This is a genomic window from Streptomyces sp. NBC_01017 (assembly GCF_045162795.1).
Lineage (GTDB): Bacteria > Actinomycetota > Actinomycetes > Streptomycetales > Streptomycetaceae > Streptomyces > Streptomyces machairae.
In genome coordinates this window covers 3,589,911-3,604,875 of sequence record NZ_CP108683.1, presented here as the reverse complement: position 1 = coordinate 3,604,875, position 14,965 = coordinate 3,589,911, and the positions used below count along the sequence as shown (strand labels likewise).

Here is a 14,965-nt window from a genome sequence, read left to right as displayed (position 1 = left end):
GGCGCGTCCACCGGGTGCGCCCTTCCCCGTGTTCAGTACCCGAAGTCCTGCGTCCACCAAGGGCCGCCGGCGCCGAGCTGCACGCCGACACCGAGGGTCTTGAAGTCGCAGTTCAGGATGTTGGCCTTGTGGCCCGGGCTGTTCATCCAGGCGTCCATCACGGCGGCCGCGTCGGACTGGCCGCGGGCTATGTTCTCGCCGCCGAGGTCCGTGATGCCGGCCTTTGCGGCCCGGTCCCACGGGGACGCGCCGTCGGGGTCGGTGTGGTCGAAGAAGCCCCGCCCGGCCATGTCCGCACTGAAGTCCTGGGCCAGCTCGGCGAGCGAGCTGTTGGCGGCGACCGCGCTGCAGCCGACCTGAGCGCGCTCCTCGTTGACGAGCTTCAGCACCTCGGCCGCGGCGGCGGCCTGCGCGGACACCGTCACGGGAGCGCTGGTCTGCTCCTTCTCGGGCTTCTTCTCAGGCTCCTTCTCCGGCGCCTTCGTGGCCGTACGGGAAGGCGTGTCCTTCGGCTTCTCGCTGGGCGTGGCCGAGGGCTTCTTCGACGGGGTCTTCGTCGGCGCGGCCGACGAGGTCGAGGGGGCCGGCGAGGTGGGCCGCTCGGTGTCGCGGCTCGTCGCCGAGCCGTTCCCGTCCCTGTCGGCGCTGCCGGAGGTGCCGCCCTGCTCGGTGGGGGAGTTGGTCGGGGTGTCGGCGGCCTGCACCTTGTCCGCGCCGTTGCCGCCGCCGAGCCGGTAGTTGTCGATGCCGGGCACCACACCGGTGGCGACCGCGACCGTGCCCAGGGCGACCGCAGCGGAGACGCCGAGCAGACCGGTCTTCACCGGCGCCACGGCCTTCTTCTTGCGGCGGCGGTGCGCGCCGTTCCCGGGGCGACGGGAGCCGGAGCTGGGCGTGAAGCCGTCACTGCGGAAGACCGCGGTGTCCGCGCCCGAGGCGGAGCCGCTCATGGAGGCGGCGTCGCTCGGGAAGGTCGCGGTGTTGGTGATCCGGTCGTAGTCGTCTTCCTCGGCGAAGAGGTACGCGTCGCTCTTCGCGTAGGCCTCGGCGTACGCCTCCGGGTTCAGATAGGGCGCGATGCCCATCGTGGGCCGGTCGCCGTCGTACGAGTTGAGCGGGTCGTGGCCCTCCGTGTAGGAGCCGTCCGTATGTGTGACCCCCGTGGCGCGGCCGGTGGCGGCGCGTCCGGCGGCGGAGCGTCGGTGGCGTCCCATGTTCTGGCCTTCCTCGTCCCTGCGGTCTCAACGTCCTCACAGAACTCACTCGATCGTGTGAGTTTCATATGAGATTCATTGGGTCGGGACGGTACCGCATGGCGCCAGGGGAGGAAGTGCTCGGAGAGACATTGGCCCGTTAGGTTGCACTCATGAGCGACGATGTACGGATGGTCGCCTGGGTGCGTGGAAGCGTCCAAGGTGTGGGTTTTCGCTGGTTCACGCGGGCCAAGGCCCTCGAGATCGGCGGCCTGAGTGGTTTTGCTCTCAATTTGGCCGACGGTCGGGTCCAAGTGGTTGCGGAGGGCCCGCGCAAGGGTTGTGAAGGACTCCTCGACTGGCTCCAGGGCGACGACACGCCCGGGCGGGTGGACGGTGTCACCGAGATCTGGGACACACCTCGCGGGGGTTACGACGGCTTCGCCATCCGTTGAGCCGGTTCTGTAAAGCGGCCCTGGAACAAGCGGCCGGATCTGCCACTGGCAACTGCCCCAAGCAGAAATGAGCAGGTGGTTGCCAAGAACGGCTCACGGTGGCAGGCTCCGCACTGAAGGATGATCGCCACGCCCCGAAGGGCCCGCAGGAGCCGCCGCGCAGCCGTCTCAAGGCCGTGTGCCCCCGGGTTTGCCCGCCAATACGGGGCGTGATCGTGTTGACCGTCAAACTTTTTGGTGAGACGCTGAAAGCCCCGCGCACCTTCGCTGTTTGGCGTGGCTGAACGGCAGTACAACTCCAGGCCTGCCAACCAACCGCGGGTGCGAATCCCTCACGACCCACACCGCTTCGGTCGGTCACTCATTGTGGAGGACCATCCATCATGGCAAAGGCGCTTCTCGGTTACGTCGGCGGCTCCGACCCTCGACTCCTCGCCGAGATGCGACGGCTCCAGCAGCGTGTCCAGGACCTGGAATCCGAGCTCGGACGGATCCAGGCGGAGAACGACGCGCTGACGGCTGCCGCTTCTCACGACAGGATCATGGAGAGCATCGACGCACACCAGGCGGAGCCTGCGCTCACCTGATCACTGCATCGCTCCACGTCAGCACAAGCAGTGGTTTGGGCGGCTCGTATCCAACCGCTAGGTAGTTGTCAGGCGACTGGCCAGCCAGTCGTCAGAAGTTGCAAGGGACGCTTCGGCGTCCCTTCTTTCTTGCCCCCGGCTTACTGCCCCGCGCATCCTTTCACCCTCTTTAACGTCTGGTGTGCCCTGCACGTTCATCGGTGAAACCGCGGGTTCATGGAGCGAGATACAGGCGGAAGGTAGAGTCCAGCGGCGTGCACCTCAAGGCCCTGACCCTCCGCGGGTTCAAGTCGTTCGCCTCGGCGACCACACTCCGGTTCGAGCCGGGCATCACGTGCGTCGTCGGACCGAACGGCTCGGGCAAGTCCAACGTGGTGGACGCGCTCAGCTGGGTCATGGGCGAGCAGGGTGCCAAGTCGCTGCGCGGCGGCAAGATGGAGGACGTCATCTTCGCCGGCACGACCGGGCGTCCGCCACTTGGCCGAGCCGAGGTTTCGCTGACCATCGACAACTCGGATGGCGCACTGCCCATCGAGTACGCCGAGGTCACCATCACGCGGATCATGTTCCGCAACGGCGGCAGCGAGTACCAGATCAACGGCGACACGTGTCGCCTCCTCGACATCCAGGAACTGCTCTCCGACTCCGGCATCGGCCGCGAGATGCACGTCATCGTCGGCCAGGGCCAGCTCGACTCCGTCCTGCACGCCGACCCGATGGGCCGCCGCGCCTTCATCGAAGAGGCGGCCGGTGTCCTCAAGCACCGCAAGCGCAAGGAGAAGGCCCTCCGCAAGCTGGACGCGATGCAGGCCAACCTCGCGCGCGTGCAGGACCTGACGGACGAACTGCGCCGACAGCTCAAGCCCCTCGGCCGCCAGGCGGCCGTTGCGCGCCGGGCCGCCGTCATCCAGGCGGATCTGCGTGACGCCCGGCTCCGCCTCCTCGCCGACGATCTCGTACGGCTCCGTCAGGCGCTCCAGACCGAGGTCGCCGACGAGGCCGCGCTGAAGGAGCGCAAGGAGGCCGCCGAACAGGAGCTGAAGAGGGCGCTCCAGCGCGAAGGGCTCCTGGAGGACGAGGTACGGCAGCTCACGCCGCGCCTTCAGCGGGCCCAGCAGACCTGGTACGAACTGTCCCAGCTCGCCGAGCGGGTGCGCGGCACGATCTCCCTGGCCGACGCGCGCGTGAAGAGCGCGAACTCCGCGCCGCCGGAGGAACGGCGAGGCCGCGACCCCGAGGACATGGAGCGCGAGGCCGCCCGCATCCGTGAGCAGGAGGCCGAGCTCGAAGCGGCCCTGGAGGCAGCCGAGCGGGCCCTGGAGGACACGGTCGCGCACCGCGCCGAGCTGGAGCGCGAACTCACGCAGGAAGAACGGCGCCTGAAGGATGTCGCCCGCGCCATCGCCGACCGCCGCGAGGGCCTCGCCCGGCTGAACGGGCAGGTCAACGCCGCCCGTTCACGTGCGGCCTCCGCCCAGGCCGAGATCGACCGCCTGGCCGCCGCACGGGACGAGGCCCAGGAGCGGGCCTTCGCCGCGCAGGAGGAGTACGAGGCGCTGAAGGCCGAGGTCGACGGCCTGGACGCCGGCGACGCGGAACTCGCCGAGCAGCACGAAGCCGCCAAGCAGCAGCTCGCCGAGGCCGAGGCCGCGCTCACGGCAGCCCGCGAGGCGGCCACCGCGGCGGAACGCGGCCGCGCCGCGACGCAGGCCCGCCACGAGGCGCTGGCGCTCGGCTTGCGGCGAAAGGACGGCACGGGCGCGCTGCTCGGAGCGAAGGACCGGCTCACGGGACTGCTGGGCCCCGCCGCCGAACTGCTGACGGTGACGCCGGGCTACGAGGTTCCGCTGGCGGCGGCTTTCGGTGCGGCGGCGGACGCGCTGGCGGTGACATCGCCTTCGGCGGCGGCGGACGCGATCCGCATGCTGCGGAAGCAGGACGGCGGAAGGGCGTCACTCCTGCTCGCCGGGGCACCGGAGGCGCCCGAAAGAGGCGCGAACCACGAACCGGCGGACGCCAGGCAGAAACACGCGGCAGATCTGGTCCGCGGCCCTTCCGACCTCATGCCGGCCGTACGACGCCTCCTGCACGGCATCGTCATCGTCGGCACGCTCGAAGACGCCGAGGACCTCGTCTACACCCACCCCCACCTCACCGCCGTAACCGCAGAAGGCGACCTGCTCGGGGCGCACTTCGCGCACGGGGGGTCCGCCGGGGCGCCCAGTCTCCTCGAAGTGCAGGCCTCCGTGGACGAGGCCGCTGCCGAGCTGGAAGAGCTGGCCGTGCGGTGCGAGGAGCTGGCCGAGGCGCAGCAGGCGGCGGTCGAGCGGCGCAAGGAGTGTGCCGCGCTGGTCGAGGAGCTGGGGGAGCGGCGCAGGGCGGCCGACCGGGAGAAGTCGGCCGTCGCGCAGCAGCTCGGACGGCTCGCCGGGCAGGCGCGCGGGGCCGCCGGTGAGGCCGAGCGGTCCGTCGCCGCCGCCACGCGCGCGCAGGACTCGCTCGACAAGGCCCTCCAGGAGGCCGAAGAGCTGGCCGAGCGGCTCGCCGTCGCCGAGGAGATGCCGGTCGAGGAGGAGCCCGACACGTCGGTACGGGACCGTCTCGCCGCCGACGGTGCCAACGCACGGCAGACCGAGATGGAGGCCCGTCTCCAGGTCCGCACGCACGAGGAGCGCGTCAAGGGACTCGCCGGACGTGCCGACTCCCTGGACCGTGCCGCCCGCGCCGAACGCGAGGCACGCGCGCGTGCCGAGCAGCGGCGGGCCAGGCTGCGCCACGAGGCGGCCGTCGCCGAAGCCGTCGCCTCCGGTGCCCGGCAACTCCTCGCGCACGTCGAGGTCTCCCTCGCCCGCGCCGACGAGGAGCGCACCGCCGCCGAGGCCGCCAAGGCCCGCCGCGAGCAGGAGCTCACCGTCGCCCGTAACGAGGGCCGCGACCTCAAGGCCGAGCTCGACAAGCTGACGGACTTCGTCCACCGCGGCGAGGTCCTCGGCGCCGAGAAGCGGATGCGGATCGAGCAACTGGAGACCAAGGCGCTGGAGGAACTGGGCGTGGAGCCCGCCGGGCTCGTCTCCGAGTACGGCCCCCACCAGCTCGTACCGCCCTCCCTGGCCGCCGAGGGCGAGCAGCTTCCCGAGGACCCCGAGCATCCTCGCAACCAGCCCAAGCCCTTCGTCCGGGGCGAACAGGAGAAGCGGCTCAAGGCCGCCGAGCGCGCCTACCAGCAGCTCGGCAAGGTCAACCCGCTCGCCTTGGAGGAGTTCGCGGCACTGGAGGAACGGCACAAGTTCCTCAGCGAGCAGCTGGAAGACCTGAAGAAGACCCGTGCCGATCTGCTCCAGGTCGTCAAGGAGGTCGACGAGCGCGTCGAGCAGGTCTTCACCGAGGCCTACCGGGACACGGCCCGGGAGTTCGAGGGCGTCTTCAGCCGGCTGTTCCCCGGTGGCGAGGGACGGCTGATCCTGACCGATCCCGACAACATGCTGACCACGGGTGTCGATGTCGAGGCGCGTCCGCCCGGCAAGAAGGTCAAGCGGCTGTCGCTGCTCTCGGGTGGTGAGCGTTCACTCACCGCGGTCGCGATGCTGGTGTCGATCTTCAAGGCCCGCCCGAGCCCGTTCTACGTCATGGACGAGGTCGAGGCCGCCCTCGATGACACCAACCTCCAGCGGCTGATCCGCATCATGCAGGAGCTGCAGGAGGCCTCGCAGCTGATCGTGATCACCCACCAGAAGCGCACGATGGAGGTCGCCGACGCGCTGTACGGCGTCTCCATGCAGGGTGACGGGGTGTCAAAGGTCATCAGCCAGCGACTGCGTTGACACCGGGCGCTGCCGATCATCGGGCGCGATCATCTTCACCGTCACCTTTGCCTTCACCTTCACTTCAAGAAGTGAACACAACTCACTTAGTCACGTCTCCAAGGTCACAGCTTCCTGGGTATTGACTTCGAAACTTGAAGACATAGTCTCTGTCACGTTGTTTTTACCTTCAGGTATCACCACTTGGAGCGGCTACCCCCACCCGGCAGCGTTGCCGGTGGCCCGAGGAGTACACGTGACCAGCACAGCGCAGGCACCCACGTCAGGAGCGAGGACGGCGCACCCCGAACATCTCGGGCACGTCATCTTCATCACCGCGGCGGCTGCCATGGGCGGCTTCCTGTTCGGCTATGACAGCTCCGTCATCAACGGAGCCAACGGCGGCATCCAGGCCCGGTTCGATCTCAGCTCCGGCGTCACCGGTACCGTCGCCGCAAGCGCCCTGCTCGGCAGCGCCCTCGGCGCCGCAATCGCCGGCCGCATAGCCGACCGCATCGGCCGCATCCGCGTCATGCAGATCGCGGCGGTGCTGTTCGCCGTGAGCGCCGTCGGCTCCGGCCTCCCGTTCGCCGCGTGGGACCTCGCCGCCTGGCGTGTCCTCGGCGGCATCGCCATCGGTATGGCCTCGGTCATCGGCCCCGCCTACATCGCCGAGGTCGCCCCGCCCGCGTACCGAGGCAGGCTCGCCTCATTCCAGCAGGCCGCCATCGTCATCGGCATCGCCGTCTCGCAGCTCGTCAACTGGGCCATCCTCAACATGGCCGACGGTGAGGAGCGCGGGACGGTCGCGGGCCTGGAGGCCTGGCAGTGGATGCTCGGCGTGATGCTCGTGCCCGCCCTCGTCTACGGCCTGCTGTCGTTCGCCATCCCCGAGTCGCCGCGCTACCTGATCAGCGTCGGCCGCACCGAGGACGCGAAGAAGGTGCTCGCCGACGTCGAGGGCGGCGTGGACCTGGACGGCCGCGTCACCGAGATCGAGCAGGCCATGAAGAGCGACCACAAGTCGACGTTCAAGGACCTGCTGGGCGGCCGGTTCGGTCTGCTGCCGATCGTGTGGATCGGTATCGGCCTCTCCGTCTTCCAGCAGCTGGTCGGCATCAACGTCATCTTCTACTACTCGAACCTGCTGTGGCAGTCGGTGGGCGTCGACCCGTCGAGCTCGTTCTTCTACTCGTTCGAGACCTCGATCATCAACATCATCGGCACCGTGATCGCGATGATCTTCGTCGACCGCCTCGGCCGCAAGCCGCTGGCCCTCATCGGCTCCGTCGGTATGGGTATCTCGCTCGCGGCGGCCGCCTGGGCCTTCTCCTTCCAGAACGGCAACGACCCGCTGCCCACCGCACAGGGCTACGTGGCGCTGATCGCCGCCAACGCGTTCGTCCTCTTCTTCGCCATGTCCTGGGGCGTGGTCGTCTGGGTCATGCTCGGCGAGGTCTTCCCGAACAAGATCCGCGCCGCCGCCCTGGGTGTGGCCGCGTCGGCCCAGTGGCTCGCCAACTGGGTCATCACGATCACCTTCCCGGACCTCTCGGACTGGAACCTGTCGCTCACCTACGTCATGTACGCGGTGTTCGCCTTCCTCTCCATCCCCTTCATCCTCAAGTTCGTGCCCGAGACCAAGGGCAAGAAGCTGGAGGAGATGGGCTGAGCCGCCAGGGCTCCCCGAACTCGGGGAGAAGGGCCAAGTCCCCGCTGCCCCTCTCCCCGTAACCCCGCCGCCGCCCCGGCTCGGCCACTGCCCGAGCCGGGGCGGCGGTGTCGTATGCGAGGGGGGAGTGCGGCGTCGTATGCCGTCCCGCCCGACGGATCAGTCGCCGAGCCCCGGCAGCACCCGCTCGCAGAACAACCGCAGGCTGCGCCACCCCTCCTCCACCGGCATCCCGCCGGACAACGGGTGCAGTACGTAGTTGGCGTGGCCCAGCGCCACACACTCCTCGGGCGTCACGATCCGGTACACGCCCTCCGCGCGCAGTTCCTCCACCGTCGTGGCCCCCGACTTCACCGCCGAGCGGATCTCGCCGGACTGCCAGGAGGCGTACGTCCGTGCCTCATGCAGGAAGTGCTTCCCGTACTGCGCCCACGCCCGGTCGGGATCCTCGGCCACGTGCAGCAGCGGCGTCTCGGCGGCCGGCATCATGGTCCAGCCCTCGGTGCCGTACTCGACGAGCCGCTCCTTGTAGTACGCCTCCAGCTCCGGCAGATGCGCGCTGGGGAAGAACGGCAGGCCGAGCCGGGCGGCCCGGCGGGCGGCGGCCTTCGAGGAGCCGCCGACCAGCAGGAGCGGGTGCGGATCGGTGTACGGGCGCGGAGTGACCCGTACCGTACGGCCCCGGTACTCGAAGGGCTCGCCGGTCCAGGCCTTCAGCAGCGTCTCCAGCAGCTCGTCCTGGAGCCTTCCGCGCCGCTTCCAGTCCACGTCGAACAGGGCGTACTCCTCGGGCCGGTACCCGATCCCGGCGACCGTCACGAGCCGGCCGCCGCTCAGCAGGTCCAGTACGGCGATCTCCTCGGCCAGCCGCAACGGGTCGTGCAGCGGGCCGATGATCGCCGAGACGGTGACCGCGAGGCGCCCGCCCGTCACCCGACCACCACCCCCCAGCGAGGCGCTGCGCGCCACTGAATTTCCTTGTGTCGCGCCGAAGACCGCGGCCGCGAAGGCGAACGGCGACGGCAGCCAGTTGTTGTCGGCGCCGTGGTGCTCCTCGGTCTGCACCGTGGTGATGCCGTGCTCGTCGGCGTACGCGGCCATCTCCAGGGCCGCCCGGTAGCGGGCGGCGAGTGAGGCGGGGGTCGCGTCGGGCTCGACGAGGTTGAAGCGTACGACCGTGACGGGCATGGGGGTCCCCCTTCACCGGGCGGGTGTGAAGGCGGACATTAGCTGACGGTGTGTCAGACATCCAGAGCGGTGCCGCCGGGCTCCATGGCCGATACTGGACGGGTTATGGACATCGTCATCCTTGCTGTAGTCATCGCCGTGGTCGTGCTCGGCGCGCTCGGCGGGCTCATCATCGGCAGCCGGCGCAAGAAGCAGCTGCCCCCGCCGCCGCCCGCCGCCCCCGACATCACCGCCCCTCCGGCCGAGCCGCACGTCGGCGACGAGGCCGAGACGCCGCGCGACGAACCGCGCCGGACCATAGAGGAGGTGGATCTTCCCGACGGCTCGACCGGGGTCGCCGTCGAGGAACCGCCCGTCGTCGAAGAGCCCCCGCCGATCGAGATCGAGGTCCCGGAGCCCACCGCCGGCCGCCTGATCCGACTGCGCGCCCGGCTCTCCCGCTCCCAGACCGCCCTCGGCAAGGGACTGCTCACGCTCCTGTCGCGCGAGCACCTCGACGAGGACACCTGGGAGGAGATCGAGGACACGCTGCTCACCGCCGACGTCGGCGTGCAGCCCACGCAGGAGCTGGTCGAGGGGCTGCGCGAGCGCGTGAAGGTCCTCGGCACCCGCACGCCGGTCGAGCTGCGCACCCTGCTGCGCGAGGAACTGCTGAAGCTCGTCGGCACCGACATGGACCGCGTGGTCAAGACCGAGCCGGAGGCCAGCAAGCCCGGCATCGTGATGGTCGTCGGCGTCAACGGCACCGGCAAGACCACCACCACCGGCAAGCTCGCCCGCGTCCTCGTGGCCGACGGCCGCAGCGTCGTGCTGGGCGCCGCCGACACCTTCCGTGCCGCCGCCGCCGACCAGCTGCAGACCTGGGGCGAGCGGGTCGGCGCCTACACCGTGCGCGGGCCGGAGGGCGGCGACCCCGCCTCCGTCGCCTTCGACGCGGTGAAGGAGGGCAAGGAGATGGGGTCGGACGTCGTCCTCATCGACACCGCCGGGCGCCTGCACACCAAGACCGGCCTCATGGACGAGCTCGGCAAGGTCAAGCGGGTCGTCGAGAAGCACGCGCCGCTGGACGAGGTGCTGCTCGTGCTGGACGCGACGACGGGGCAGAACGGCCTGGTCCAGGCCCGTGTCTTCGCCGAGGTCGTCGACATCACCGGCATCGTGCTCACCAAGCTGGACGGCACGGCCAAGGGCGGCATCGTGATCGCGGTCCAGCGCGAGCTGGGCGTGCCGGTGAAGCTGGTCGGACTCGGCGAGGGCGCCGACGACCTGGCGCCGTTCGAGCCGGAAGCGTTCGTGGATGCGCTTATCGGAGAGTGACCTACGAAGTTCGTACCTGCTCGAAGCGAGGAAGCGCCCGCCCCCCAAGGTGCAGTTGGGGGACGGGCGCTTCGCTGTGTACGACTGTGACGGCTGTGACCGGTGGTACGCGCTACGCCCGCGACCGATGAGCCACGTAGGCCAGCGTCCCGAGCAGCAGTCGCGCGGCCGGCGGCTTCGTGGCCGTGTCCAGCTGTGGCGCCCGCAGCCAGCGCACCGGCCCCAGTCCGCCCCGGTCGGACGGCGGGGCCGTGATGGACGTGCCGGTGCCGAGGCCGCGCAGGTCGAGGTGGGTCGGGTCGTCCCAGCCCATGCGGTAGAGGAGCTCGGGGAGCTCGGCGGCGGCGCCGGGGGAGACGAGGAACTGCGCGCGGCCCTCGGGCGTGGCGGTGACCGGGCCGAGGGGGAGACCCATCCGCTCGAGCCGGGCCAGCGCACGACGTCCGGCCGGCTCGGCCACCTCGATCACGTCGAACGCCCGCCCGACCGGCAGCATCACCGAGGCACCCGGGAACTCCGACCACGCCTTGGCGGCCTCGTCGAGCGTGGCCCCGGCCGGGATCTGCGGCGCGAAGTCGAGGGGGTGTGCGCCGGGCGCGTCGCAGTCGGAGCGGCCGCACGAGCAGGCGCCCGCGGCGGCTCGCGCGCCGGGCGCCACGTCCCAGCCCCACAGCCCGGTGAACTCGGCGACGGCGGTGCACTCCGAGGCGCGGCCGCGTCGACGCGTGCCGGACCGGATCTCTCGGATGCCGCCGATCGTGAAGCCCATGCCCCCTCCAACGGGTCCAGCGCGCCGGTGGTTACGGCGCGGAACCGGAACGTGACCCTGTGTGTTCCTCGAAGGCCGGTTACCCTCCGGCGCCGTTCGGCTCACGCGGCGCTTGGAAGCACTCAGGGTTGTGGACTCGGCGACGCGCGCCTCACAGTGCTTCGCTCCGCCCACTTCCGGTCGTCCTATGTCAAGTGAATCGCGTGGAGGCGTCCGTTAGTTCATTCGAAGGGGTGGCGAATGGTGGCGTTTCCCGGATCGCCATGGCTGGAGGCGTGATCGTAGGATTACCGTGAGTGCACGGAGCCTCGGGGCACATGCACTCGTGGGTATGCCGGGGGCAAGTCGGCTTTCCGTTCGAAGGGTGACAACTGCCGGACGGGAGACCGTATTTACCGGCATTCTGATAGGGCTTGGCGCACTCGGTGACAAGTGGTCCAAGGGATGGGGGCGTTCCAGTGAGCGGCAACAGCGGAAGCGGTACGAGCGCCGGTGGCGCAGCGCACGCTGACAAGCGCCCGAACGAGCTGCTCGCGTCCTGGTTCGTGCGCAGCGGCTGGTCGAAGGGCGAACTGGCCCGCCAAGTGAACCGCCGCGCACGCCAGTTGGGTGCCAACCACATCTCGACCGACACCTCGCGCGTACGCCGCTGGCTCGACGGTGAGAACCCCCGCGAGCCGATCCCGCGGATCCTGTCCGAGCTGTTCTCCGAGCGGTTCGGCTGCGTCGTCTCCGTCGAGGACCTCGGTCTGCGCGCCGCCCGCCAGTCACCCTCCGTGTCCGGTGTCGACCTGCCCTGGACGGGTCCGCAGACGGTGGCCCTGCTCAGCGAGTTCTCGCGCAGCGACCTGATGCTGGCGCGGCGCGGCTTCCTCGGGAGCTCGCTGGCCCTGGCTGCGGGCCCGGCCCTCATCGAGCCGATGCAGCGCTGGCTGGTCCCCGGACCGTCCGCCCCGCACCAGGAGTCCCGGCCCGTCCCGTCCTCACGCGCGCGTGGCCGGCTGTCCAAGCCCGAGCTGGAGCTGCTGGAGTCCACCACCGTGATGTTCCGGCAGTGGGACGCCCAGTGCGGCGGCGGCCTGCGCCGCAAGGCGGTCGTGGGGCAGCTGCACGAGGTGACCGACCTGCTCCAGGAGCCCCAGCCGGAGTCCACCACCAGGAAGCTGTTCAAGGTCGCCGCCGAGCTGGCGGAGCTGGCCGGCTGGATGTCGTACGACGTGGGGCTCCAGCCCACCGCGCAGAAGTACTTCGTGCTCGCGCTGCACGCCGCCAAGGAGGCCGGCGACCGGCCGCTCGGCTCGTACATCCTCTCCAGCATGAGCCGCCAGATGATCCATCTCGGCCGGCCCGACGACGCCCTGGAGCTGGTCCACCTCGCGCAGTACGGCAGCCGGGACTGCGCGAGCCCGCGCACCCAGTCGATGCTGTATGCGATGGAGGCCCGCGCCTACGCCAACATGGGGCAGCCCGGCAAGTGCAAGCGGGCGGTCCGGATGGCCGAGGACACCTTCTCCGAGGCCGACGAGTGGGACGAGCCGGACCCCGACTGGATCCGCTTCTTCTCCGAGGCCGAGCTGTACGGCGAGAACTCCCACTCCTACCGTGACCTCGCCTATGTCGCCGGCCGCAGCCCGACGTACGCCTCGCTGGCCGAGCCGGTCATGCAGCAGGCCGTGGACCTGTTCGCGAAGGACGGCGAGCACCAGCGGTCGTATGCGCTGAATCTGATCGGCATGGCCACGGTGCATCTGCTGCGGCGCGAGCCCGAGCAGAGCACGGTCTACGCCGAGCACGCCATGCAGGTCGCCAAAAAGGTGCGCTCCGAGCGCGTCAACACTCGTATCCGAAAGACGGTCTACACGGCCGTACGCGACTTCGGGGATCTCGCCGAGGTCGTGGACCTGACGGACAAGCTCGCAGTCGAGCTGCCGGAGACCGCCGAGGCGGTCTGACGACCGCGGGCGATCCCGCACAAACCCCAGAACCCCGGCCGCGGCCGGCCCTCCCGAACTGCCCGACTCGGCTCCCCCATGCCAGGTCATCGGAAGGCCGCCCGCGGCCGGCTTTTTCTTCCTTCAGTGAAGGTTGCGCCACGATAACGATCCGGCAGCCGGAGATCTTGCAGTTCATCGACGCGTAACACGCAGGGCGCCTTCGTCACGGCGGCGAAACAACGAGGGGCTTCCACCGAAACGGCGCTGCGCCAATCTCATGGCGCATAACCGGCCCACCCCTCATTCCGCTCAGGCTTCGCCCGCACGGGGCCGTACCAATCGACGAGGAGACGCCGATGGCATCAGCCGCCATCACGCTTGCGGCGGACGCACCCACGCTGTCGTCCGCCAACACAGGCTTCATGCTCATCTGTTCCGCCCTGGTGATGCTCATGACCCCCGGCCTGGCCTTCTTCTACGGAGGCATGGTCCGCGTCAAGAGCACCCTGAACATGCTGATGATGAGCTTCATCAGCCTGGGGATCGTCACCATCCTGTGGGTGCTGTACGGCTTCTCCATGGCGTTCGGCACCGACTCCGGCAGCCTCATCGGCTGGAACTCGGACTGGGTCGGCCTCAGCAACATCGGCTTGACGCAGCTGTGGGACGGCTACACCATCCCGATCTTCGTCTTCCTGGTCTTCCAGCTGATGTTCGCGATCATCACACCGGCACTGATCAGCGGTGCGCTGGCCGACCGCGTGAAGTTCACCGCGTGGGCGCTGTTCATCGCCCTGTGGGCCACCGTCGTCTACTTCCCGGTCGCGCACTGGGTCTGGGGCGCCGGCGGCTGGGCCTTCGAACTCGGTGTGATCGACTTCGCCGGTGGTACGGCGGTCCACATCAACGCGGGCGCCGCGGCACTCGGCGTGATCCTCGTCATCGGCAAGCGCGTCGGCTTCAAGAAGGACCCGATGCGCCCGCACAGCCTGCCGCTGGTCATGCTCGGCGCCGGTCTGCTGTGGTTCGGCTGGTTCGGCTTCAACGCCGGCTCCTGGCTCGGCAACGACGACGGCGTCGGCGCGCTGATGTTCGTCAACACGCAGGTCGCCACCGCCGCGGCCATGCTGGCCTGGCTGATCTACGAGAAGATCCGCCACGGCGCGTTCACCACGCTGGGCGCCGCCTCCGGCGCGGTCGCCGGTCTGGTCGCCATCACTCCTGCCGGCGGCGCGGTCAGCCCGCTCGGCGCGATCGCCGTCGGCGCCATCGCCGGTCTGCTGTGCGCCGTGGCCGTGGGCCTGAAGTACAAGCTCGGCTACGACGACTCGCTCGACGTGGTCGGCGTCCACCTGGTCGGCGGTGTCGTCGGCTCCCTGCTGATCGGCTTCTTCGCCAGCGGCAAGGGCCAGTCCGAGGTCAAGGGCCTCTTCTACGGCGGTGGCCTCGACCAGTTCTGGAAGCAGTGCGCCGGTGTCTTCGCGGTCCTGGCCTACTCGCTGATCGTCTCCGCGATCCTCGCCTTCATCCTCGACAAGACCATCGGGATGCGCGTCCCCGAGGACGACGAGGTCGCCGGCATCGACCAGGCCGAGCACGCCGAAACCGCATACGACTTCAGCGGCGCCGGCGGCGGTGCCGCCCGTACCGCCGGCCCGGCTCCGGTCGCGGCGGCAGCGAGCAAGAAGGTGGACGCATGAAGGTCATCACCGCCGTCGTCAAGCCCCACCGGCTCGACGAGATCAAGGAAGCCCTCCAGGCCTTCGGAGTGCACGGCCTGACGGTCACCGAGGCGAGCGGCTACGGTCGTCAGCGGGGCCACACCGAGGTCTACCGCGGTGCCGAGTACACCGTCGACCTGGTCCCGAAGATCCGCATCGAGGTCCTGGCCGAGGACGACGACGCCGAGCAGCTGATCGACGTCATCGTCAAGGCCGCCCGCACGGGCAAGATCGGTGACGGCAAGGTCTGGTCCCTCCCGGTCGAGACGGCCGTACGGGTCCGCACCGGCGAGCGCGGCCCGGACGCGCTCTAAGCAGGGAAACAGAAC

Annotated in this window: 11 protein-coding genes; 8 read left to right on the top strand and 3 right to left on the bottom strand. The window is 69.7% G+C overall.

All coding sequences use genetic code 11. The annotated features are described in order from the left end of the window. Positions 1-32 precede the first annotated feature (32 nt). Positions 33-1,214: a CAP domain-containing protein gene (locus OG331_RS16315; protein ID WP_406196720.1), complete on the bottom strand. Its 1,182-nt coding sequence runs from the start codon at positions 1,212-1,214 to the stop codon at positions 33-35. A 152-nt stretch (positions 1,215-1,366) separates the two neighbouring features. On the opposite strand from OG331_RS16315, the gene OG331_RS16310 reads away from it, so the two are divergent. The 4 genes from OG331_RS16310 to OG331_RS16295 all read left to right on the top strand — a co-directional run bounded on the left by OG331_RS16310 (position 1,367) and on the right by OG331_RS16295 (position 7,707). Next, positions 1,367-1,648, top strand: a complete 282-nt coding sequence (locus OG331_RS16310; RefSeq protein ID WP_406196717.1) for an acylphosphatase — start codon at positions 1,367-1,369, stop codon at positions 1,646-1,648. Positions 1,649-2,031: 383 nt separating this feature from the next. Continuing rightward, the gene (locus OG331_RS16305) at positions 2,032-2,235 is read left to right on the top strand and encodes a hypothetical protein (RefSeq protein WP_030048901.1); all 204 of its coding nucleotides are present in this window, start codon (positions 2,032-2,034) and stop codon (positions 2,233-2,235) included. A gap of 254 nt (positions 2,236-2,489) precedes the next feature. After that, complete coding sequence (gene smc, locus OG331_RS16300; protein ID WP_406196714.1) at positions 2,490-6,056, top strand: chromosome segregation protein SMC; 3,567 nt, start codon at positions 2,490-2,492, stop codon at positions 6,054-6,056. 235 nt (positions 6,057-6,291) lie between these two features. Next, complete coding sequence (locus OG331_RS16295) at positions 6,292-7,707, top strand: sugar porter family MFS transporter (RefSeq protein ID WP_406196711.1); 1,416 nt, start codon at positions 6,292-6,294, stop codon at positions 7,705-7,707. Positions 7,708-7,866: 159 nt separating this feature from the next. Here the strand turns inward: OG331_RS16295 and OG331_RS16290 are convergent, their stop codons facing one another. Further along, positions 7,867-8,895 carry an LLM class flavin-dependent oxidoreductase gene (locus OG331_RS16290; RefSeq protein WP_406196709.1) on the bottom strand — a complete coding sequence of 343 codons (1,029 nt, stop codon included), beginning with the start codon at positions 8,893-8,895 and terminating at the stop codon, positions 7,867-7,869. A 105-nt stretch (positions 8,896-9,000) separates the two neighbouring features. Here OG331_RS16290 and ftsY point away from each other — a divergent pair, with 105 nt between their 5' ends. After that, positions 9,001-10,212: a signal recognition particle-docking protein FtsY gene (ftsY, locus tag OG331_RS16285; protein WP_363032440.1), complete on the top strand. Its 1,212-nt coding sequence runs from the start codon at positions 9,001-9,003 to the stop codon at positions 10,210-10,212. A 112-nt stretch (positions 10,213-10,324) separates the two neighbouring features. Here ftsY and OG331_RS16280 read toward each other — a convergent pair whose 3' ends face one another. Next, a complete protein-coding gene (locus OG331_RS16280) occupies positions 10,325-10,981 on the bottom strand; it encodes a bifunctional DNA primase/polymerase (protein WP_406196707.1) in 657 nt (218 codons plus the stop codon). A gap of 458 nt (positions 10,982-11,439) precedes the next feature. Here OG331_RS16280 and OG331_RS16275 point away from each other — a divergent pair, with 458 nt between their 5' ends. The 3 genes from OG331_RS16275 (at position 11,440) to OG331_RS16265 (ending at position 14,950) form a co-directional block, all read left to right on the top strand. Beyond that, a complete protein-coding gene (locus OG331_RS16275) occupies positions 11,440-12,933 on the top strand; it encodes a hypothetical protein (RefSeq protein WP_406196705.1) in 1,494 nt (497 codons plus the stop codon). A 338-nt stretch (positions 12,934-13,271) separates the two neighbouring features. Next, positions 13,272-14,615 carry an ammonium transporter gene (locus OG331_RS16270; protein WP_406196703.1) on the top strand — a complete coding sequence of 448 codons (1,344 nt, stop codon included), beginning with the start codon at positions 13,272-13,274 and terminating at the stop codon, positions 14,613-14,615. Next, entirely contained in the window at positions 14,612-14,950 is a 339-nt protein-coding gene (locus tag OG331_RS16265; RefSeq protein WP_280886673.1) for a P-II family nitrogen regulator, read from the top strand. Before OG331_RS16270 ends, OG331_RS16265 begins: the two co-directional genes overlap by 4 nt. The last annotated feature ends 15 nt before the right edge of the window (positions 14,951-14,965 follow it).